Source organism: Kribbella sp. NPDC056951 (assembly GCF_042674205.1).
GTDB classification, from domain to species: Bacteria; Actinomycetota; Actinomycetes; order Propionibacteriales; family Kribbellaceae; genus Kribbella; species Kribbella yunnanensis.
Genome location: NZ_JBHUQZ010000003.1, coordinates 222104 through 243142 on the forward strand (window position 1 = coordinate 222104; position 21039 = coordinate 243142).

General features: G+C 66.7%; 20 protein-coding genes. All 20 read left to right on the forward strand.

Annotated features, from left to right (window positions below; all coding sequences use genetic code 11):
* Positions 1 to 17: 17 nt before the first annotated feature.
* The 20 genes from ACFTSF_RS13910 (at position 18) to rpsQ (ending at position 20966) form a co-directional block, all read left to right on the forward strand.
* A complete protein-coding gene (locus tag ACFTSF_RS13910; protein WP_344144573.1) occupies positions 18 to 482 on the forward strand; it encodes a hypothetical protein in 465 nt (154 codons plus the stop codon).
* Positions 482 to 1147 (forward strand): hypothetical protein, encoded by a 666-nt coding sequence (locus ACFTSF_RS13915; protein WP_380154166.1) that lies wholly within the window; start codon positions 482 to 484, stop codon positions 1145 to 1147. The genes ACFTSF_RS13910 and ACFTSF_RS13915 overlap by 1 nt, the downstream gene beginning before the upstream one ends.
* A 264-nt stretch (positions 1148 to 1411) precedes the next feature.
* The gene (gene rpoB, locus ACFTSF_RS13920) at positions 1412 to 4897 is read left to right on the forward strand and encodes a DNA-directed RNA polymerase subunit beta (protein ID WP_344144577.1); all 3486 of its coding nucleotides are present in this window, start codon (positions 1412 to 1414) and stop codon (positions 4895 to 4897) included.
* A 67-nt stretch (positions 4898 to 4964) separates the two neighbouring features.
* A complete protein-coding gene (locus tag ACFTSF_RS13925; RefSeq protein WP_344144579.1) occupies positions 4965 to 8825 on the forward strand; it encodes a DNA-directed RNA polymerase subunit beta' in 3861 nt (1286 codons plus the stop codon).
* Between the two features lie 159 nt (positions 8826 to 8984).
* The gene (locus ACFTSF_RS13930; protein ID WP_380154167.1) at positions 8985 to 10298 is read left to right on the forward strand and encodes a nuclear transport factor 2 family protein; all 1314 of its coding nucleotides are present in this window, start codon (positions 8985 to 8987) and stop codon (positions 10296 to 10298) included.
* 397 nt (positions 10299 to 10695) lie between these two features.
* Positions 10696 to 11070, forward strand: a complete 375-nt coding sequence (gene rpsL / locus ACFTSF_RS13935) for a 30S ribosomal protein S12 (RefSeq protein WP_012923692.1) — start codon at positions 10696 to 10698, stop codon at positions 11068 to 11070.
* The gene (gene rpsG, locus ACFTSF_RS13940; protein WP_344144583.1) at positions 11070 to 11540 is read left to right on the forward strand and encodes a 30S ribosomal protein S7; all 471 of its coding nucleotides are present in this window, start codon (positions 11070 to 11072) and stop codon (positions 11538 to 11540) included. Before rpsL ends, rpsG begins: the two co-directional genes overlap by 1 nt.
* A 122-nt stretch (positions 11541 to 11662) precedes the next feature.
* Positions 11663 to 13723 (forward strand): elongation factor G, encoded by a 2061-nt coding sequence (fusA, locus tag ACFTSF_RS13945; RefSeq protein ID WP_380154823.1) that lies wholly within the window; start codon positions 11663 to 11665, stop codon positions 13721 to 13723.
* A gap of 72 nt (positions 13724 to 13795) precedes the next feature.
* Positions 13796 to 14989 (forward strand): elongation factor Tu, encoded by a 1194-nt coding sequence (gene tuf / locus ACFTSF_RS13950; protein ID WP_344144587.1) that lies wholly within the window; start codon positions 13796 to 13798, stop codon positions 14987 to 14989.
* Positions 14990 to 15347: 358 nt separating this feature from the next.
* The gene (gene rpsJ / locus ACFTSF_RS13955; protein WP_012923688.1) at positions 15348 to 15656 is read left to right on the forward strand and encodes a 30S ribosomal protein S10; all 309 of its coding nucleotides are present in this window, start codon (positions 15348 to 15350) and stop codon (positions 15654 to 15656) included.
* A gap of 16 nt (positions 15657 to 15672) precedes the next feature.
* On the forward strand, positions 15673 to 16329 hold the full coding sequence (rplC, locus tag ACFTSF_RS13960) for a 50S ribosomal protein L3 (protein ID WP_344144589.1): 657 nt from the start codon (positions 15673 to 15675) through the stop codon (positions 16327 to 16329).
* A complete protein-coding gene (gene rplD, locus ACFTSF_RS13965) occupies positions 16326 to 17021 on the forward strand; it encodes a 50S ribosomal protein L4 (RefSeq protein WP_344144591.1) in 696 nt (231 codons plus the stop codon). The genes rplC and rplD overlap by 4 nt, the downstream gene beginning before the upstream one ends.
* Positions 17018 to 17323 carry a 50S ribosomal protein L23 gene (gene rplW / locus ACFTSF_RS13970; protein WP_329003464.1) on the forward strand — a complete coding sequence of 102 codons (306 nt, stop codon included), beginning with the start codon at positions 17018 to 17020 and terminating at the stop codon, positions 17321 to 17323. The genes rplD and rplW overlap by 4 nt, the downstream gene beginning before the upstream one ends.
* On the forward strand, positions 17323 to 18156 hold the full coding sequence (gene rplB / locus ACFTSF_RS13975; protein ID WP_344144594.1) for a 50S ribosomal protein L2: 834 nt from the start codon (positions 17323 to 17325) through the stop codon (positions 18154 to 18156). The genes rplW and rplB overlap by 1 nt, the downstream gene beginning before the upstream one ends.
* A 15-nt stretch (positions 18157 to 18171) precedes the next feature.
* Entirely contained in the window at positions 18172 to 18453 is a 282-nt protein-coding gene (rpsS, locus tag ACFTSF_RS13980; RefSeq protein WP_130441496.1) for a 30S ribosomal protein S19, read from the forward strand.
* A 51-nt stretch (positions 18454 to 18504) separates the two neighbouring features.
* Entirely contained in the window at positions 18505 to 19107 is a 603-nt protein-coding gene (rplV, locus tag ACFTSF_RS13985) for a 50S ribosomal protein L22 (RefSeq protein WP_380154168.1), read from the forward strand.
* A 1-nt stretch (position 19108) separates the two neighbouring features.
* Complete coding sequence (gene rpsC / locus ACFTSF_RS13990) at positions 19109 to 19960, forward strand: 30S ribosomal protein S3 (RefSeq protein ID WP_344144599.1); 852 nt, start codon at positions 19109 to 19111, stop codon at positions 19958 to 19960.
* A gap of 3 nt (positions 19961 to 19963) precedes the next feature.
* Positions 19964 to 20383, forward strand: a complete 420-nt coding sequence (rplP, locus tag ACFTSF_RS13995; protein ID WP_344144601.1) for a 50S ribosomal protein L16 — start codon at positions 19964 to 19966, stop codon at positions 20381 to 20383.
* Complete coding sequence (rpmC, locus tag ACFTSF_RS14000) at positions 20383 to 20673, forward strand: 50S ribosomal protein L29 (RefSeq protein WP_344144603.1); 291 nt, start codon at positions 20383 to 20385, stop codon at positions 20671 to 20673. Before rplP ends, rpmC begins: the two co-directional genes overlap by 1 nt.
* Positions 20670 to 20966, forward strand: coding sequence for a 30S ribosomal protein S17 (gene rpsQ / locus ACFTSF_RS14005; RefSeq protein ID WP_344144605.1), 297 nt, complete (start codon positions 20670 to 20672; stop codon positions 20964 to 20966). The genes rpmC and rpsQ overlap by 4 nt, the downstream gene beginning before the upstream one ends.
* The last annotated feature ends 73 nt before the right edge of the window (positions 20967 to 21039 follow it).

Below are 21039 nucleotides of genomic sequence, written 5' to 3' on the forward strand. Positions count from 1 at the left end.
GGCGGGGCAGGCTGATCGTGGCATGGGCGCTGAGCGTCCTGCTGGTGTTCGCCCTGGCCGCCGCAACCCTCTCGGTGATCGCGCTGCAGAAGCAGAGCCAGGACAAGGCCCTGCGCGAAGGCGCGATGAAGTCCGCGCGTCAGCTCGCGCTGGACTTCACCACCTACGACTACCAGACCTGGGACGCGGACTCGAAGCGCGTGCTGGACAACTCCACCGGGCAGTTCCGGCAGGAGTTCGAGTCCGGGATCCAAGCGGTCAAGACCGACGTGGCCGCCAACAAGGCGACCTCGAAGGGCGATGTGAAGGAGGCCGCGGTGGTGTCCGGGGACAAGGACTCGGCCGAGGTCCTGGTGATCGTGAACGCGCTCGTCACCAACACCGCGTCGACCGACGGGGTCGAACGCCGGTACCGGATCAAGCTGGACATGGTCCGCGAGAAGGACCGCTGGTTGACCGCCGATCTCCAGGTGGTGGGCTGATGCCGGACCGGCCACGCAATCGCCCGCGGATCGCGGGCCAACGCCGTACAGGTGTGGTTCCACCGACCGCAGAGCCGGTCGATGAAGCGCTTGAGGACGTGACTCAGGACACAGCAGAGGTCGAGGAGACCCCCGTTGAAGAGCCTGCAGAGGTACCGCCGACTACCGAGAGTAGTGAAAAAGGTCCGGTCGGGAGTGTTCTGTACGCCGTCCTCGGGGTCCTGATCGTCTTGGTACTGACCGTGGCGGCGGTGCTCGGGGTGAAGGCCTGGCAGGGCAAGCAGGCCGAGGACGCCCGGGGCGAGGCGGCCGCGGCCGGGCGGAAGGCTGCCGAGACCGCGCTCAGCTACGACTACCGGGACCTGGACAAGAGTTTCGCGGCGGCGCGGGCGACGATGACCCCGGAGTTCGCCGGGAAGTTCGACGAGACCGCCAAGGTGGCCGGCGAACTGGCGAAGAAGTCCAAGGCGACCGTGAAGGCCGAGGTCCGCGAGGTCGGGGTCCGCGACGGCGACGCCGACCGGGTCACGCTGATCATCTTCGTGAACCAGACCACCACCAGCACGATCACGCAGGGTAAGCCCCGGGTGGATCTGAACCGGACCCGGTTCACGATGGTCCGAAATGACGGCCGATGGCTGGTCCAGGAGATCGCCGGACTGTAGTCTCTTTGTGACTCCGCACCAGCGGGACGCCGGGAGTCTCGTGGGTGATCTACCCACTGGAGACACCGGGTCGGTCCTTGACGGAAAGGGTGGTCCGAAGGCAAACTATCGGACCCCATTGGACAGGCTTGTCTCTATCGGGTAGCCTATTGCTTTGCGCTGCCTTTCTCCCACCTCAGCTCGGGTCCACGATTTGACTGGGGTGGTTTGGCCTGCGCTCCCAGCACCGCAAGTGATTTCTGCGAGCCCGTGGAAGGACGCCCCTTGGTCGCCTCGCGCAACCCCCAGTCCGACAGCATTTCCGACGTTTCCGGCTCTCCCCGCCGTATCTCCTTCGCGAAGATCGCGCAGCCTCTCGAGGTTCCCGATCTGCTCGCGCTGCAGGTGGACAGTTTCGACTGGCTGGTCGGTAACGAAACCTGGCAGGCCCGTGTGGCCGCCGCCGAGGCCGAAGGACGGACCGAACTGTCCGGCCCCTCCGGCCTGGAAGAGATCTTCGAGGAGATCTCCCCGATCGAGGACTTCAGCGGCACCATGTCGCTGTCGTTCCGCGACCACCGGTTCGAGCCGCCGAAGAACACGGTCGACGAGTGCAAGGAGCGCGACGTCACGTATTCGGCGCCGCTGTTCGTCACCGCCGAGTTCATGAACAACGAGACCGGCGAGATCAAGAGCCAGACCGTCTTCATGGGTGACTTCCCGCTGATGACGCGCAAGGGCACCTTCGTGATCAACGGCACCGAGCGGGTCGTCGTCTCGCAGCTGGTCCGTTCGCCCGGTGTGTACTTCGAGCGCACGCCGGACAAGACGTCCGACAAGGACATCTTCACCGCCAAGGTGATCCCGTCGCGCGGTGCGTGGCTGGAGTTCGAGGTCGACAAGCGGGACATGGTCGGTGTCCGGCTGGACCGCAAGCGCAAGCAGAACGTCACCGTGCTGCTGAAGGCCCTGGGCTGGACCGACGCGCAGATCCTCGAGGAGTTCGGCGAGTACGAGTCGATCCGCCTCACCCTGGAGAAGGACCACACCTCCGGGCAGGACGACGCGCTGCTGGACATCTACCGCAAGCTGCGTCCGGGCGAACCGCCGACGCGCGAGGCCGCGCAGGCGCTGCTGGAGAACTACTACTTCAACGGCAAGCGCTACGACCTGGCCAAGGTCGGCCGCTACAAGATCAACAAGAAGCTGGGTCGCGACGAGACCCACGACACGGCCGTGCTGACGATCAACGACATCGTCGCCACGATCAAGTACCTGGTCGCCCTGCACGAGGGCAAGACCGAGCTGCCCGCGCCGACCGGTGAGATCGTCGTCGAGGAAGACGACATCGACCACTTCGGCAACCGGCGGCTGCGTACCGTCGGCGAGCTGATCCAGAACCAGCTGCGCACCGGCCTGGCCCGGATGGAGCGCGTGGTCCGGGAGCGGATGACGACCCAGGACGTCGAGGCGATCACGCCGCAGACCCTGATCAACATCCGTCCGGTGGTCGCGGCACTGAAGGAGTTCTTCGGTACGTCGCAGCTGTCGCAGTTCATGGACCAGACCAACCCGGTCGCCGGTCTGACCCACAAGCGGCGTCTGAACGCGCTCGGCCCGGGTGGTCTGAGCCGTGAGCGGGCCGGCTTCGAGGTCCGCGACGTGCACCCGTCCCACTACGGCCGGATGTGCCCGATCGAGACCCCGGAAGGCCCGAACATCGGTCTGATCGGCTCGCTCGCGTCGTACGGCCGGGTGAACCCGTTCGGGTTCGTCGAGACGCCGTACCGCAAGGTCATCGAGGGTCTGGTCACCACGCAGGTGGACTACCTGACCGCGGACGAGGAGGACCGGTTCGTCATCGCGCAGGCCAACGCCGCGCTGACCGACGACAACCGGCTCGCCGAGGACCGCGTGCTGGTCCGTCGCCGGCACGGTGAGGTCGAGCTCGCGCTGGTCGCGGACGTCGACTACATGGACGTCTCGCCGCGCCAGATGGTGTCGGTCGCGACCGCCCTGATCCCGTTCCTCGAGCACGACGACGCCAACCGCGCGCTGATGGGTTCGAACATGCAGCGTCAGGCGGTGCCGCTGATCACCTCGGACGCGCCGCTGGTCGGCACCGGGATGGAGTTCCGCGGTGCGGTCGACGCCGGCGACGTGGTCGTCTCCGACAAGGCGGGTGTGGTCAAGGAGGTCTCGGCCGATCTGATCGAGATCGCCGCCGACGACGGCACCTACCAGACCTACCGGCTGCAGAAGTTCCGTCGCTCGAACCAGGGCACCTGCATCAACCAGCGTCCGCTGGTCGACGCCGGGCAGCGGGTCGAGATCGGCTCGCCGCTGGCCGACGGTCCGTGCACCGACGAGGGCGAGATGGCCCTCGGCCGGAACCTGCTGGTGGCGTTCATGCCGTGGGAGGGTCACAACTACGAAGACGCGATCATCCTGTCGCAGCGCGTCGTACAGCAGGACCTGCTGACCTCGATCCACATCGAGGAGCACGAGGTCGACGCCCGCGACACCAAGCTGGGTCCGGAGGAGATCACCCGGGACATCCCGAACGTCTCCGACGAGATGCTGGCGGACCTGGACGAGCGCGGCATCATCCGGATCGGCGCCGAGGTCACCACCGGTGACATCCTGGTCGGCAAGGTCACGCCCAAGGGTGAGACCGAGCTGACTCCGGAAGAGCGCCTGCTGCGCGCCATCTTCGGTGAGAAGGCGCGGGAGGTCCGCGACACCTCGCTGAAGGTTCCGCACGGTGAGCAGGGCACCGTCATCGGCGTCCGGGTCTTCGACCGGGACAACGGCGACGAGCTGCCGCCGGGTGTCAACCAGCTGGTCCGGGTGTACGTCGCCCAGAAGCGCAAGATCTCCGTCGGTGACAAGCTCGCCGGACGCCACGGCAACAAGGGCGTCATCTCGAAGATCCTGCCGGTCGAGGACATGCCGTTCATGGAGGACGGCACCCAGGTCGACATCATCCTGAACCCGCTGGGCGTGCCCGGCCGGATGAACGTCGGTCAGGTCCTGGAGACGCACCTCGGGTGGGTCGCCAGCCGCGGCTGGAAGGTCGACCCGGACAGCAAGGAAGAGTGGGCCCAGCGACTCATCAAGATCGGCGCCGGCGAGGCCGAGCCGATGACGAACGTCGCCACCCCGGTCTTCGACGGTGCCCGCGAGGAAGAGGTCACCGGCCTGCTCGGCTCGACCCTGCCGAACCGCGACGGTGACCGGATGGTCAACAGCACCGGTAAGGCCCGGCTCTTCGACGGCCGCTCCGGCGAGCCGTTCCCGGAGCCGGTCGGCGTCGGCTACATGTACATGCTGAAGCTGCACCACCTGGTGGACGACAAGATCCACGCCCGCTCGACCGGTCCGTACTCGATGATCACGCAGCAGCCGCTGGGTGGTAAGGCGCAGTTCGGTGGTCAGCGGTTCGGCGAGATGGAGGTGTGGGCCCTCGAGGCCTACGGTGCCGCCTTCGCGCTGCAGGAGCTGCTGACGATCAAGTCGGACGATGTGGTCGGTCGCGTGAAGGTCTACGAAGCGATCGTCAAGGGCGAGAACATCCCGGAGCCGGGTATCCCGGAGTCCTTCAAGGTTCTGGTCAAGGAAATGCAGTCTCTGTGTCTGAATGTCGAGGTCCTCTCGTCCGACGGAAGCCGGGTCGAGATGCGCGACAGCGAAGAGGACGTCTTCCGCGCTGCGGAGGAACTGGGTATCGACCTGTCCCGGCGTGAGCCGAACAGCGTCGAGGAGGTCTGAGCGGGTTGCCGCTCTCGATCAACAGCCAACTCATCTCAGACCAACTTTTTACGGGAGATAACACATCGTGCTCGACGTGAACTTCTTCGACGAGCTTCGGATCGGCCTGGCCACTGCGGACGAAATCCGCCAGTGGTCGCACGGCGAGGTCAAGAAGCCCGAGACGATCAACTACCGGACGCTCAAGCCCGAGCGTGACGGTCTGTTCTGCGAGAAGATCTTCGGTCCCACCCGGGACTGGGAGTGCTACTGCGGTAAGTACAAGCGCGTTCGCTTCAAGGGCATCATCTGCGAGCGGTGTGGCGTCGAGGTCACCCGTTCCAAGGTGCGCCGGGAGCGGATGGGCCACATCGAGCTGGCCGCTCCGGTCACCCACATCTGGTACTTCAAGGGTGTCCCGTCGCGGCTCGGCTACCTGCTCGACCTCGCCCCGAAGGACCTCGAGAAGGTCATCTACTTCGCGGCGTACATGATCACCGACGTCGACGACGAGGCACGGCACCGTGACCTCGCGTCGTTGGAGGGCCGGACCGACGTCGAGCGCAAGCAGCTCGAGAACCGGCGCGACAACGACATCGAGACCCGGATGAAGAAGCTCGAGGAGGACCTCGCGCAGCTCGAGTCCGAGGGTGCGAAGGCCGACGTCCGCCGCAAGGTGAAGGAAGGCGCCGAGCGTGAGGTCAAGCAGCTGCGCGACCGTGCGCAGCGCGAGATCGACCGCCTCGACGAGGTCTGGACCCGGTTCAAGAACCTGAAGGTCCAGGACCTCGAGGGTGACGAGATCCTCTACCGCGCCATGAAGGAGCGTTTCGGCAAGTACTTCGCCGGAGCGATGGGCGCGGCCGCGATCCAGCGCCGGCTCGAGACCTTCGACCTGAAGGCCGAGGCGGACAACCTGCGCGAGACGATCAAGACCGGTAAGGGCCAGCGCAAGACCCGCGCCCTGAAGCGGCTCAAGGTCGTCACCGCGTTCCTGGCCACCAACAACAGCCCGATGGGTATGGTCCTGGACTGCGTCCCGGTCATCCCGCCGGATCTGCGGCCGATGGTCCAGCTCGACGGTGGCCGGTTCGCCACCTCCGACCTGAACGACCTGTACCGCCGGGTGATCAACCGGAACAACCGCCTCAAGCGGCTGCTCGACCTCGGCGCGCCCGAGATCATCGTCAACAACGAGAAGCGGATGCTGCAGGAGGCCGTCGACGCACTGTTCGACAACGGCCGCCGTGGCCGTCCGGTCACCGGCCCGGGCAACCGGCCGCTGAAGTCGCTGTCCGACATGCTCAAGGGCAAGCAGGGCCGGTTCCGTCAGAACCTGCTCGGCAAGCGCGTCGACTACTCCGGCCGTTCGGTCATCGTGGTCGGCCCGCAGCTGAAGCTGCACCAGTGCGGTCTGCCGAAGGCGATGGCGCTGGAGCTGTTCAAGCCGTTCGTGATGAAGCGGCTGGTCGACCTCAACCACGCGCAGAACATCAAGTCCGCCAAGCGGATGGTCGAGCGTCAGCGCGCCCAGGTCTGGGACGTGCTGGAAGAGGTCATCACCGAGCACCCCGTGCTGCTGAACCGTGCGCCTACGCTGCACCGGCTGGGCATCCAGGCGTTCGAGCCGCAGCTGATCGAGGGCAAGGCGATCCAGATCCACCCGCTCGTCTGCTCGGCGTTCAACGCCGACTTCGACGGTGACCAGATGGCGGTGCACCTGCCGCTGTCGGCCGAGGCCCAGGCCGAGGCGCGGATCCTGATGCTGTCGACGAACAACATCCTGAAGCCGGCCGACGGCCGTCCGGTCACGATGCCGACGCAGGACATGATCATCGGCATCTACTTCCTGACGATGCTGAAGGACGGCGCGCTGGGCGAGGGCCGGGCGTTCGGCTCGGTGGCCGAGGCCATCATGGCCTTCGACCGCAACGAGCTGTCGCTGCAGGCCAAGATCACGCTGCGGCTCACCGGCGCGGGTGCGCCGGAGGGTTCGGAGGAGCTGTCCACCGGCGGGTTCTCGCTGGAGACCACGCTCGGCCGGGCGCTGTTCAACGAGACGCTGCCGGCGGACTACCCGTTCGTCAACCTCGAGGTCGGCAAGAAGCAGCTCGGCGGGATCGTCAACGACCTGGCCGAGCGCTACACGAAGGTCGAGGTCGCCAACGCCCTCGACGCGTTGAAGGACCTCGGTTTCCGCTGGGCCACCCGGTCCGGTGTCACCGTGTCCATCGACGACTTCAGCACGCCGCCGTCCAAGCCCGAGATCATGGCGCGGTACGAGTCGCAGGCCGAGAAGGTCCAGAAGCAGTTCGAGCGGGGTCTGATCACCTCGTCCGAGCGGCGGCAGGAGCTGATCGAGATCTGGACCGGAGCCAACGCCGAGGTCGGCAAGGCGATGGAGGAGAACTTCGAGAAGCACAACCCGATCTGGATGATGGTCCACTCGGGTGCGCGTGGAAACATGATGCAGATCCGGCAGATCGCCGGTATGCGTGGTCTGGTGGCCAACCCGAAGGGCGAGATCATCGCCCGTCCGATCAAGGCCAACTTCCGCGAGGGCCTGTCCGTCGTCGAGTACTTCATCGCGACGCACGGTGCTCGTAAGGGTCTGGCCGACACCGCGCTGCGGACCGCCGACTCGGGGTACCTGACCCGTCGTCTGGTGGACGTCTCGCAGGACGTCATCATCCGCGAGGAGGACTGCGGCACCGAGCGCGGTCTGCCCAAGCAGATCGGTGAGGACGGTCCGGACGGCCGCGTCGTGCACGCCGAGAACGTCGAGACCAGCGCCTACGCACGGACGCTGGCCACCGACACCACCGGGGCCGACGGCAGCATCGTGCTGACCGCGGGCGCCGACCTGGGCGACGTCTCGATCGCGAAGCTGATCGAGGCCGGGGTCAAGGAGGTCAAGGTCCGCTCCGTGCTGACCTGTGACGCCAAGACCGGTACCTGCGCCAAGTGCTACGGCCGTTCGCTGGCGACCGGCAAGCCGGTCGACATCGGTGAGGCCGTCGGTATCATCGCGGCCCAGTCCATCGGTGAGCCGGGCACGCAGCTGACGATGCGTACCTTCCACACCGGCGGTGTCGCGGGTGATGACATCACCCACGGTCTGCCGCGTGTCGTCGAGCTGTTCGAGGCCCGGCAGCCGAAGGGCAAGGCGCCGATCTCCGAGGCGGCCGGCCGGATCTCGATCGAGGACACCGACAAGACCCGGAAGCTGGTGCTCACCCCGGACGACGGTTCCGAGGAGGTCGCCTACCCGGTGTCGAAGCGTGGTCGCCTGCTGATCGAAGAGGGTCAGCACGTCGAGGTCGGCCAGCAGCTCATGCAGGGCACGCCGGACCCGCAGGAAGTGCTGCGGATCCTGGGTGTGCGCAAGGCGCAGGAGCACCTGGTGGACGAGGTCCAGGCCGTGTACCGCTCGCAGGGTGTGGCCATCCACGACAAGCACATCGAGATCATCGTCCGGCAGATGCTGCGCCGGGTCACGGTGATCGAGTCGGGTGACGCGAACCTGCTGCCGGGTGAGCTCGCGGACCGCATCCTCTTCGAGGGTGAGAACCGCCGCGTGGTCGCCGAGGGCGGTACGCCGGCCTCCGGTCGCCCGGTGCTGATGGGTATCACCAAGGCCTCGCTGGCCACCGAGTCGTGGCTGTCGGCCGCCTCTTTCCAGGAGACGACCCGCGTCCTCACCGAGGCCGCGATCCACGGCAAGTCCGACTCCCTGGTCGGTCTGAAGGAGAACGTCATCATCGGAAAGCTGATCCCGGCGGGTACCGGCATGGACCGTTACCGCAACATCCGGGTGGAGCCCACCGAGGAGGCGAAGGCCGCGATGTACTCGATGGTCGGCTACGAGTCGTACGACTACGACTTCGGCCCGTCCGCCGGGCAGTCGGTCCCGCTCGACGACTTCGACCTCGGTTCGTACCAGAACTGATTCGAGTCACTCACAACGGCGGTACCCCTTCGGGGGTGCCGCCGTTGCGGCGTTTCAAACGCCTTTGCGGGTAAGGGAAATCGGACGTTTCGGATCGTAACCGCGGGGACACTCGGGGTGGTGGTCCAAAGTGTCCGGGGCATGGTCCAAGATTGGGTCATGACGGATCTTCCGGGCTATCTGCGGCCCTTCGTCCTCGGCGTGCTGGACGGGCCCGAGGTGCGTGTCGACAGGCTCGGCGAGATCGACTTCTACCGCCCTGTGGGCAGCGCCCGGACGGGCGCGATTCTCTTTGTGCACGGTGGTCCGGCACCTGCTGATCTCCAGGCGACGCCTCGGGACTGGCCGGTCTACAAGGGATATGCGACCGCCGCCGCTCGCCGTGGAGCGGTGGCCGCCGTCGTCGATCACAGCCTGATCCGGGGCCTGGACCAGTTGTCCAGCGCCGCGGACGAGGTGGAGGCAGCGATCGGCGTACTGCGTTCGGACCCGCGCGTCGACCCGGATCGGGTCGTGCTGTGGTTCTTCTCCGGTGCCGGTCTGCTGGCAGGGGAGTGGCTGGACAGCCGCCCCGACTGGCTGCGCGGCGTCGCCCTCACCTATCCGCTGCTCGCCACCCCGCCCGGTGTCGACGATCTGGTCAACGCCGCCGAAGTCATCGGCAAACACAAGGACTTGCCGGTGCTGCTGACGAGGGCCGGGCTCGAGCGTGCTGAGCTCGCCGGCCCCGTGGCGGAGTTCGTCTCCGCGGGTGGCACCGCGCTGGACATCATCGACGTACCGAAAGGGCACCACGGGTTCGACATGCTCGACCACACCGAAGAATCACGCGCCGCCGTCACCAAGGCTCTGGACTGGGCGATCGCCCACCTGGGCGAAGAGCCGGGGACGGCGGCCCAGGGCGACCTCCTCGTCCCGCCACCGAAAGCCAGGACCGCCACCACCCGGCGGACGCCGGCCAAGCCAAAACCCGAGCAGGTGAAGGAAGAACTCACCCTCGACATCCCCACCGAGACCGTTCCGGCCACGACGGCTCCCGCCGCGGCCGCCGTCGTGGCACCGGCGCCCGCAGCTGCCGCGCCCGCCAGTGCGCAGCTGCCGGAGACGCCGGAGCTGCTGAGCGCCCTCACGAGCTCCTTCGGGCCCGCGGAGACCCCCGCGGCACGAGTCGTCGGGCGCGAGCACTCGGCGTACGCGGCGCACGATCTGGAGGCGTTTCTGGCGATGTACTCGCCGACCGCCCGGATCTCGTTTGCCGACGGCACCGAGATGAAGGGCCGCCGGTTCCTCCGCGAGCTCTACCAGCCGCTGTTCGAGGCCGGCCGGTGCAAGACCGAGGTGGTGCAGAAGCTGATGGTCGGCGAGTGGGTGGTCGAGCACCAGGTCGCGCACGACAGCGGCCAACCGGTGGCCCGGCTCGGGCTCTACCGGGTCTCCGAAGGCCTGATCATGGACGTCGAATTCCGCTCCTGAACCGGCCCGGATGAGACGGTGATCCGCCTGCTGGACGGTCTGCGGGCGCCGTGAAAGCGGCGCCCACTGGTCTGGCAGTGATACCTGCCACGGGGGCGGTCAGAGGTACGCCGGGGAGCCTGTAGACTGGAACAGCGGTTCAGCCTCACCGCAGTGCAGTCAGTCATTTTGACCGTGCTGGAGGCAGCCGCTAGTCTTAACGATCGTGCCCGGGTCATCCTGGGCCGTCATGCGTGCCCCTCGTTACATCAGGGTCTGCGCGCGTGGCACGGGACTCCTGCCGACAGTCAGAAAGATTACGGCTTCGGTACGCCCGTGCGCACGCGACACACCCGACCGCGGGGGTCAGGCACAACAGCATGAGCAGAAAGCCGGACGACAGAAAGAGACCTACGCGGTGCCCACCATTCAGCAGCTGGTCCGCAAGGGCCGCCAGGACAAGGTGTCCAAGAACAAGACGCCCGCCCTGAAGGGTTCCCCTCAGCGTCGCGGTGTGTGCACGCGCGTCTACACCACCACGCCGAAGAAGCCGAACTCGGCCCTTCGCAAGGTCGCGCGTGTCCGCCTGACCAGCGGCATCGAGGTCACCGCGTACATCCCCGGCGTCGGCCACAACCTGCAGGAGCACTCGATCGTGCTCGTGCGTGGCGGTCGTGTGAAGGACCTGCCCGGTGTCCGGTACAAGATCATCCGCGGTTCGCTCGACACCCAGGGTGTGAAGAACCGGAAGCAGGCTCGTAGCCGTTACGGCGCGAAGAAGGAGAAGAGCTAATGCCGCGCAAGGGTCCCGCCCCGAAGCGGCCGGTCATCATCGACCCGGTCTACAGTTCGCCGCTCGTCACCCAGTTGATCTCGAAGATCCTGGTCGACGGCAAGAAGCAGATCGCGCAGAGCATCGTCTACACGGCCCTCGAGGGCACGCGGACGAAGACGGGCACCGACCCGGTCATCACGCTGAAGCGCGCGCTCGACAACGTGAAGCCGAGCATCGAGGTGAAGAGCCGCCGCGTCGGTGGCGCCACCTACCAGGTGCCGATCGAGGTCAAGCCGGGCCGCTCGAACACGCTGGCCCTGCGCTGGCTGACGACGTACTCCCGCGCTCGCCGCGAGAAGACGATGTCCGAGCGCCTGATGAACGAGATCCTGGACGCCTCCAACGGTCTGGGCGCCTCGGTCAAGCGCCGCGAGGACACCCACAAGATGGCCGAAGCCAACAAGGCCTTCGCCCACTACCGCTGGTGATCCGGGGTCCGCTCCGGACCCCCGCACGCACACTTTTTACGCAGCACAGAATCGAGAGGTAGACCACCGAGGTGGCCGTACAAATCACCACCGACCTGGCCAAGGTCCGCAACATCGGGATCATGGCGCACATCGACGCCGGCAAGACGACGACGACCGAGCGGATCCTCTTCTACACCGGTATCACGTACAAGATCGGTGAGGTCCACGACGGCGCTGCCACGATGGACTGGATGGAGCAGGAGCAGGAGCGCGGCATCACGATCACGTCCGCCGCGACGACCTGCACCTGGAAAGACCACACCATCAACATCATCGACACCCCGGGTCACGTCGACTTCACCGTCGAGGTGGAGCGCTCGCTGCGCGTCCTCGACGGTGCCGTCGCGGTGTTCGACGGTGTCGCCGGTGTCGAGCCGCAGTCCGAGACCGTGTGGCGTCAGGCCGACCGGTACGGCGTACCGCGGATCTGCTTCGTCAACAAGCTCGACCGCACCGGCGCCGAGTTCATGCGCTGCGTCGACATGATCGTCGACCGGCTGGCCGCGACACCGCTGGTGCTGCAGCTGCCGATCGGCGCCGAGTCCGACTTCATCGGCGTCGTCGACCTGGTCGGGATGCGGGCGCTCACCTGGCGTGGCGAGACCACGATGGGTGAGGACTACACGGTCGAGGAGATCCCGGCCAGCCACACCGAGATCGCGGCCGAGTGGCGCGACAAGCTGATCGAGACGCTGGCCGAGGCCGACGACGAGATCATGGAGCTGTACCTGGAGGGCAACGAGCCCACCCAGGAGCAGGTCGTGGCCGGCATCCGCCGCGCGACGATCGCCTCCAAGCTGACCCCGGTGCTGACCGGTACCGCGTTCAAGAACAAGGGCGTCCAGCCCCTGCTCGACGCGATCAACGCCTACCTGCCGAGCCCGCTCGACGTCCCGGCCATCGAGGGCCACGACGTCAAGGACAGCGAGCAGGTCGTGCTGCGCAAGCCGGACGACAGCGAGCCGTTCTCGGCGCTGGCGTTCAAGATCGCCGCCGACCCGCACCTGGGCAAGCTCACCTTCATCCGGGTGTACTCCGGCAAGCTCGAGACCGGCACGCAGGTCCTGAACCCCACCAAGGGGCGCAAGGAGCGGATCGGCAAGATCTACCGGATGCACGCGAACAAGCGTGAGGAGATCGCCTCGATCGGCGCCGGTCACATCGTCGCGGTGATGGGTCTGAAGGACACCACCACCGGTGAGACGCTGGCCGACCCGGCCAAGCCGGTCGTGCTCGAGTCGATGCAGTTCCCGGCACCGGTGATCTCGGTCGCCATCGAGCCGAAGTCGAAGGGCGACCAGGAGAAGCTGGGCGTCGCGATCCAGCGGCTCGCCGAGGAGGACCCGACCTTCCAGGTCCGGACCGACGACGACACCGGCCAGACGATCATCGCCGGTATGGGTGAGCTGCACCTCGAGGTGCTGGTCGACCGGATGAAGCGCGAGTTCCGCGTCGAGGCCAACGTCGGCAAGCCGCAGGTCGCCTACCGCGAGACCATCAAGAAGAAGGTCGAGAAGGTCGACTACACGCACAAGAAGCAGACCGGTGGTTCGGGTCAGTTCGCGCGTGTGATCATCAACATCGAGCCGACTTCGGTCGAAGCCGGTGGCGAGGGCGGTTACGAGTTCGTCAACGCCGTCACCGGTGGCCGCATCCCCCGCGAGTACATCCCGTCGGTGGACGAGGGCGCGCAGGAAGCCATGGAGTTCGGCGTCCTGGCCGGCTACCCGATGGTGGACGTCAAGGTCACGCTGACCGACGGCGCCTACCACGACGTCGACTCCTCCGAGCTCGCGTTCAAGATCGCCGGTTCGATGGCCTTCAAGGACGCCGCCCGGCGGGCGAACCCGGTCATCCTCGAGCCGATGTTCGCGGTCGAGGTGATCACCCCCGAGGACTACATGGGTGAAGTGATCGGCGACCTCAACTCCCGTCGTGGCCAGATCCAGTCGATGGACGAGGGCCCCGGTGGAAGCCGGGCGATCAAGGCCTCTGTGCCGCTGTCCGAGATGTTCGGGTATGTCGGTGACCTGCGGTCGAAGACCCAGGGCCGTGCGTCGTACTCGATGCAGTTCGATTCCTACGCCGAGGTTCCGAAGAACGTGGCGGAAGAGATCATCAAGAAGGCCCGCGGCGAGTAACCTCGCTCCGGTCCAACCAACCCACAGCGCGTCGGCGTACGGCGTAAGTCAACACTTTCCAGGAGGGCCCCAGTGGCTAAGGCGAAGTTCGAGCGGACTAAGCCGCACGTCAACATCGGCACCATCGGTCACATCGACCACGGTAAGACCACTCTTACCGCGGCGATCACCAAGGTGCTGCACGACAAGTACCCGAACCTGAACGAGGCTTCGGCCTTCGATCAGATCGACAAGGCGCCGGAAGAGCGCCAGCGCGGTATCACCATCTCCATCGCGCACGTCGAGTACCAGACCGAGGCGCGCCACTACGCGCACGTCGACTGCCCGGGTCACGCCGACTACATCAAGAACATGATCACCGGTGCGGCCCAGATGGACGGTGCGATCCTGGTCGTCGCCGCCACCGACGGCCCGATGCCGCAGACGCGTGAGCACGTGCTGCTCGCCCGTCAGGTCGGCGTGCCGGCGATGGTCGTCGCGCTGAACAAGTGCGACATGGTGGACGACGAGGAGATCCTGGAGCTCGTCGAGCTCGAGGTCCGCGAGCTGCTCTCGGAGCAGGAGTTCGACGGCGACAACGCGCCGATCGTCCGCGTCGCCGCTCACCCGGCGCTGCAGGGCGACGCCAAGTGGGGCGAGTCGATCATCGAGCTGATGGACGCGGTCGACTCCTACATCCCGCAGCCGGAGCGCGAGGTCGACAAGCCGTTCCTGATGCCCGTTGAGGACGTCTTCACGATCACCGGTCGTGGCACCGTCATCACCGGCCGGATCGAGCGCGGCATCGTCAAGGTCAACGAGACCGTCGACATCGTCGGCATCCGTGAGACCAAGCAGACGACCACCGTCACCGGTATCGAGATGTTCCGCAAGCTCCTCGACGAGGGCCAGGCGGGCGAGAACGTCGGTCTGCTGCTTCGTGGCACCAAGCGCGAGGACGTCGAGCGCGGCATGGTCGTCATCAAGCCGGGCACCACGACCCCGCACACCTCCTTCGAGGCTTCGGTCTACATCCTCTCGAAGGAAGAGGGCGGCCGGCACACGCCGTTCTTCCAGAACTACCGCCCGCAGTTCTACTTCCGTACCACGGACGTGACCGGCGTCGTCACCCTCCCCGAGGGCACCGAGATGGTCATGCCGGGCGACAACACCGACATGAACGTCGAGCTGATCCAGCCGATCGCCATGGAGGAGAACCTCAAGTTCGCGATCCGTGAAGGTGGCCGCACCGTCGGCGCCGGCCGGGTCACCAAGATCCTCAAGTGATCTCACGAGGTCCGCGTGGGCTCGTAGTCTGAGCCCCGCGGACCTCTGCTTTGCACCCGATCCCCGCTCAGGTGGGCGGGAGATCGGGGTCAAAGCCACCCGATTGGCGTTTCGGCGCCGATCTCTGGCACAATATTCAGGTTGCTCAGGCGAGGTTGCCGGGGCGCGCCCCAGACGTTCCGTCTGGCTGGTGCGCCGGACCGGAGACCATGCCGAGGCCCGGTCCGAGACCGAGCCCCGATCCCCAAGCCCTGGTCGAAGAAGCGGTGAGTCACGCGCGTTCCGCGCACGCGACACACCCGACCGCGGGGGTCGGAGCAACGTAGACGTTGACGATAGAGAAGGACGAAGCGAAGCGATGGCGGGACAGAAGATCCGCATCCGGCTGAAGGCCTACGACCACGAGGTCATCGACAGCTCGGCACGCAAGATTGTCGACACGGTGACGCGTACTGGTGCGAAGGTTGCTGGCCCGGTGCCGTTGCCGACGGAAAAGAACGTGTTCTGCGTCATCCGCTCGCCGCACAAGTACAAGGACAGCCGCGAGCACTTCGAGATGCGCACCCACAAGCGGCTCATCGACATCATCGACCCCACGCCGAAGACCGTCGACTCGCTGATGCGGCTCGACCTGCCGGCGGGCGTCGACATCGAGATCAAGCTCTGAGGGACGCGAACAGCTGATGAGCAATCACAAGAACACGCGCGGTCTGCTGGGCACCAAGCTCGGCATGACCCAGACCTGGGACGAGAACAACCGTGTCGTCCCCGTCACCGTGATCCAGGCCGGCCCGTGTGTCGTCACCGGCGTCCGGACCGCTGCCGACGCCGGCTACGACGGTGTCCAGATCGCGTTCGGCGACATCGACCCGCGCAAGGTGACCAAGCCCATGCGCGGCCACTTCGACAAGGCCGGCGTGACGCCGCGGCGGCACCTGCTGGAGCTGCGGACCGCTGACGCCAGCGAGTACACGCTGGGCCAGGAGATCAAGGCCGAGGCCTTCGAGGCCGGCGAGCTGGTCGACGTCTCCGCCACCAGCAAGGGCAAGGGTTTCGCCGGTGTGATGAAGCGGCACGGCTTCCACGGTCTGCGCGCCACCCACGGTGTCCACAAGAAGCACCGCTCGCCGGGTTCCATCGGCGGCTGCGCCACCCCGGGCCGGGTTTTCAAGGGTCTGAAGATGGCCGGCCGGATGGGCCACGAGAAGGTCACCACGCAGAACATCACCGTGCACGCCATCGACGCGGACCGCGGCCTGATCCTGCTCAAGGGTGCCGTTCCCGGTCCCAAGGGCGGCCTGGTGCTGATCCGCAACGCCGCGAAGGGGGCTGCCAAGTGAGCACCGTCGACGTCGTCGCCGTGAAGGGCGACAAGGTCAGCAAGAAGGGTTCCGCCGAGCTTCCGGCCGAGCTGTTCGACGTACAGGTCAACATCCCGCTGATCCACCAGGTAGTGGTGGCCCAGCTGGCCGCGGCCCGTCAGGGCACGCACAAGGTCAAGCGCCGGGGCGAGGTGTCCGGTGGTGGCGCCAAGCCGTACCGCCAGAAGGGCACCGGTCGCGCCCGCCAGGGTTCGACCCGCGCGCCGCAGTTCACCGGTGGTGGCGTCGTCCACGGCCCCACGCCGCGTGACTACAGCCAGCGGACCCCGAAGAAGATGATCGCCGCCGCTCTCCGGGGCGCGCTGTCGGACCGGGCCCGGGACGGCCGCGTGTTCGTGGTCGAGGCGTTCGTCGAGGGCGACACCCCGTCGACCAAGAGCGCGCTGAGCGTGCTGTCGGCCGTCACCGACCCGGGCAAGGCGCTCGTCGTCGTGGACCGGGCCGACGAGCTCACCTGGCTGAGCCTGCGCAACGTGCAGCACGTGCACCTGATCGCGGCCGACCAGCTGAACGCGTACGACGTGCTGTGCAGCGACGCGGTCGTGTTCACCAAGGGTGCGCTCGACAGCTTCGTCGCCGGCGCCCCGAAAGGTAAGTCCGTGAAGGCCGTCGCAACGTCGACCGAGGCCGAGCAGGAGGTTGAAGCATGAGCCACGGAGTGAACAAGGACCCGCGGGACGTGCTGCTGCGGCCGGTCGTGAGCGAGAAGAGCTACGGCCTGCTGGACGAGCAGAAGTACACGTTCGAGGTCGCTCCCGACGCCAACAAGACCGAGATCAAGCTCGCGGTCGAGAAGGTGTTCAAGGTCAAGGTGAACGACGTCAACACGCTGAACCGCAAGGGCAAGCGCCGCCGCACCCGTGCGGGCTGGGGCAAGCGCCCGGACACCAAGCGGGCGATCGTGACCCTCAAGGGTGACGACCGCATCGATATCTTCGGAGGCCAGTCGTAATGGGTATCCGCAAATACAAGCCGACAACGCCGGGCCGTCGTGGCTCCAGCGTGGCCGACTTCGTCGAGCTCACCCGTTCGACCCCTGAGAAGTCGCTGCTGCGCCCGCTGCCGAAGAAGGGTGGCCGCAACAACAGCGGCAAGATCACCACTCGGCACCAGGGTGGCGGCCACAAGCGTGCGTACCGCCTGATCGACTTCAAGCGGTACGACAAGGACGGCGTGCCGGCCAAGGTCGCGCACATCGAGTACGACCCGAACCGCACCGCGCGGATCGCACTGCTGCACTACGTCGACGGCGAGAAGCGCTACATCCTCGCCCCGACCAACCTGAAGCAGGGCACCGTCGTCGAGAACGGCCCGGCCGCCGACATCAAGGTCGGCAACAACCTGCCGCTGCGCAACATCCCGGTCGGCTCCACGATCCACGCTGTCGAGCTGCGTCCGGGTGGTGGCGCCAAGATGGGCCGCTCCGCCGGTACCAGCATTCAGCTGGTCGCGAAGGAGGGTCGGATGGCAACCCTGCGGATGCCCTCCGGCGAGGTCCGGATGGTCGACGTACGCTGCCGCGCCACCCTCGGCGAGGTCGGCAACGGCGAGCAGTCGAACATCAACTGGGGCAAGGCCGGCCGGATGCGCTGGAAGGGCAAGCGCCCGACCGTCCGCGGTGTCGCGATGAACCCGGTCGACCACCCGCACGGTGGTGGTGAGGGTAAGACCTCGGGTGGACGCCACCCGGTGTCCCCGTGGGGCAAGCCCGAGGGCCGTACCCGTACCCGCAAGGAAAGCGACCGCATGATCGTCCGGCGCCGCAAGGCCGGCAAGAAGCGCTGATAGGAGCCGGCCAGAATGCCACGCAGCTTGAAGAAGGGCCCGTTCGTCGACCACCACCTGGCAAAGAAGGTGGAGGTGCAGAACGAAAAGGGCACCAAGAATGTGATCAAGACCTGGTCCCGCCGATCGATGATCGTGCCGGACATGATCGGCCACACGATTGCGGTGCACGACGGCCGCAAGCACGTGCCGGTGTTCGTGACGGACGCGATGGTCGGGCACAAGCTCGGCGAGTTCGCCCCGACCCGGACGTTCAAGGGTCACGAGAAGGACGACCGGAAGTCACGGCGTCGCTGACCGCTGGTCAGTTGACGACGCGAAAGCAACCTACGGAGAGATTCGAACATCATGAGCGTTCAAGAGCGTAGGGCCGTCAGTGCCCGTCGCGAGAGCCTGTTGGGCGAGCAGCCCGGGGCCTTCGCGGTCGCGCGCTTCGTCCGCGTGACGCCGATGAAGGCGCGTCGCGTGGCCGATCTGGTGCGCGGTGTGGGCGTCGACGACGCACTCGCCACTCTGAAGTTCGCCCCGCAGGCCGCTGCCGCGACCGTGTACAAGGTCGTGGACAGCGCCGCGGCGAACGCCGAGGGCACCGAGCACCTGAGCCGGGACGAGCTGATCGTCTCGAAGATCCTGGTCGACGAGGGACCGACGCTGAAGCGTCACCGCCCCCGCGCCCAGGGCCGGGCGACCCGGATCGACAAGCGGACCAGCCACATCACTGTCGTGGTGCAGCCGCGGGTCATCGAGGAGCCCGTCGCCAAGGCGCCGGCCAAGAAGACCGCCAAGAAGGCGGACGAGGCCAAGGCTGAGACTGCCAAGAAGGCCCCGGCCAAGAAGACGGCGAAGAAGGCTGCTGCCGAGAAGTCGGACGCGGCCGAGAAGCCGGCCAAGAAGGCAACCGCCAAGAAGGCGGCTGCCAAGAAGGCCACCGCTGAGAAGAAGGAGTCCTGACGTGGGACAGAAGGTAAACCCGCACGGGTTCCGTCTCGGCATCAGCACCGACCACAAGAGCCGTTGGTACGCCGACAAGCTGTACAAGGACTACGTCGGCGAGGACGTCAAGATCCGCAAGCTGCTGAGCAAGGGCATGGAGCGCGCCGGTATCTCCCGGGTGGAGATCGAGCGCACCCGTGACCGCGTGCGGGTCGACATCCACACCGCTCGTCCGGGCATCGTCATCGGCCGCCGTGGCGCCGAGGCGGACCGGATCCGGGGCAGCCTGGAGGAGCTCACCGGCAAGCAGGTGCAGCTGAACATCCTCGAGGTGAAGAACTCCGAGGTGGACGCGCAGCTGGTCGCACAGGGTGTGGCCGAGCAGCTGTCCGGCCGCGTGGCGTTCCGCCGCGCGATGCGCAAGGCGATGCAGACCACCATGCGTGGCGGCGCCCTGGGCATCCGGATCCAGTGCTCCGGCCGTCTTGGTGGCGCCGAAATGTCGCGGTCGGAGTTCTACCGCGAGGGTCGGGTGCCGCTGCACACGCTGCGCGCCGACATCGACTACGGCTTCTACGAGGCCCGCACGACCTTCGGCCGGATCGGCGTGAAGGTCTGGATCTACAAGGGTGACGTGGCCGGCTCCCGGGCCGAGCGCGAAGCGCAGGCCGCGGCCCGCGCTGCCACCCAGCAGCGTCGGCCGGCCCGTCGCGACGACCGTGGTGGCCGTGGCGGCGACCGCGACCGTGGCGGCGACCGTGGTGGCCGTCGTGACGGTGGCCGGGACAACGCCCGCAACGCGGCTCCAGCTGCCGAGGCGACTGCTCCGGCGGCCGACAAGCCCGCCGAGACGACCGGAACGGAGAGCTGAACGATGCTCATCCCCCGCAAGGTCAAGCACCGCAAGCAGCACCACCCGAAGCGCTCCGGCGCTGCCAAGGGCGGTACCACGCTGGCGTTCGGTGAGTTCGGCATCCAGGCCCTGGAAAGCCACTACGTCACCAACCGGCAGATCGAGTCGGCGCGTATCGCGATGACCCGGCACATCAAGCGTGGCGGAAAGGTCTGGATCAACATCTACCCGGACCGCCCGCTGACCAAGAAGCCGGCCGAGACCCGGATGGGTTCCGGTAAGGGTTCGCCCGAGTGGTGGATCGCGAACGTGAAGTCGGGTCGTGTGATGTTCGAGCTCTCCGGCGTGCCGGAGGACATCGCTCGCGAGGCCATGCGCCGCGCGATCCACAAGTTGCCGATGAAGTGCCGCTTCATCACCCGAGAGGCAGGTGAGAACTGATGGCTACCCTGACCGCCGCCGAGCTGCGGAACCTGGGCCGGGACGAGCTGCTGAGCAAGCTCGGTGAAGCCAAGGAGGAGCTGTTCAACCTCCGGTTCCAGGCTGCCACCGGACAGCTGGAGTCGCACGGCCGGCTGCGCGCCGTCCGGAAGGACATCGCCCGCATCTACACGGTGCTGACCGAGCGTGCGCTCGGCATCACCGAAGAGGTCGAGGCCCCGGTCGTCGAGGCCGAGGTCGAGTCGACCGAGACCGCGGACGACAGCGAGAAGGCCGAGGCGAAGGCATGACCGAGAACGTGAAGGACGAGACCGTGAGCACGACCCCCGAGACCCGCAGCACCCGTAAGACCCGTGAGGGCCTGGTGCTCAGCGACAAGATGGACAAGACCATCACCGTCGAGGTCGAGGACCGGGTCAAGCACAAGCTCTACGGCAAGGTCATCCGGCGGACCAGCAAGCTCAAGGCCCACGACGAGCAGAACGCCGCCGGGATCGGCGACCGCGTGCTGCTGATGGAGACCCGGCCGCTGTCGGCGACCAAGCGCTGGCGCCTGGTCGAGATCCTCGAGAAGGCCAAGTAGTCCCGGTTCGTCCGGAAACCAATCGAAATTATTCGTTCCGCAAGGCTCATGTGAATGAGAACCAGCGAGACAA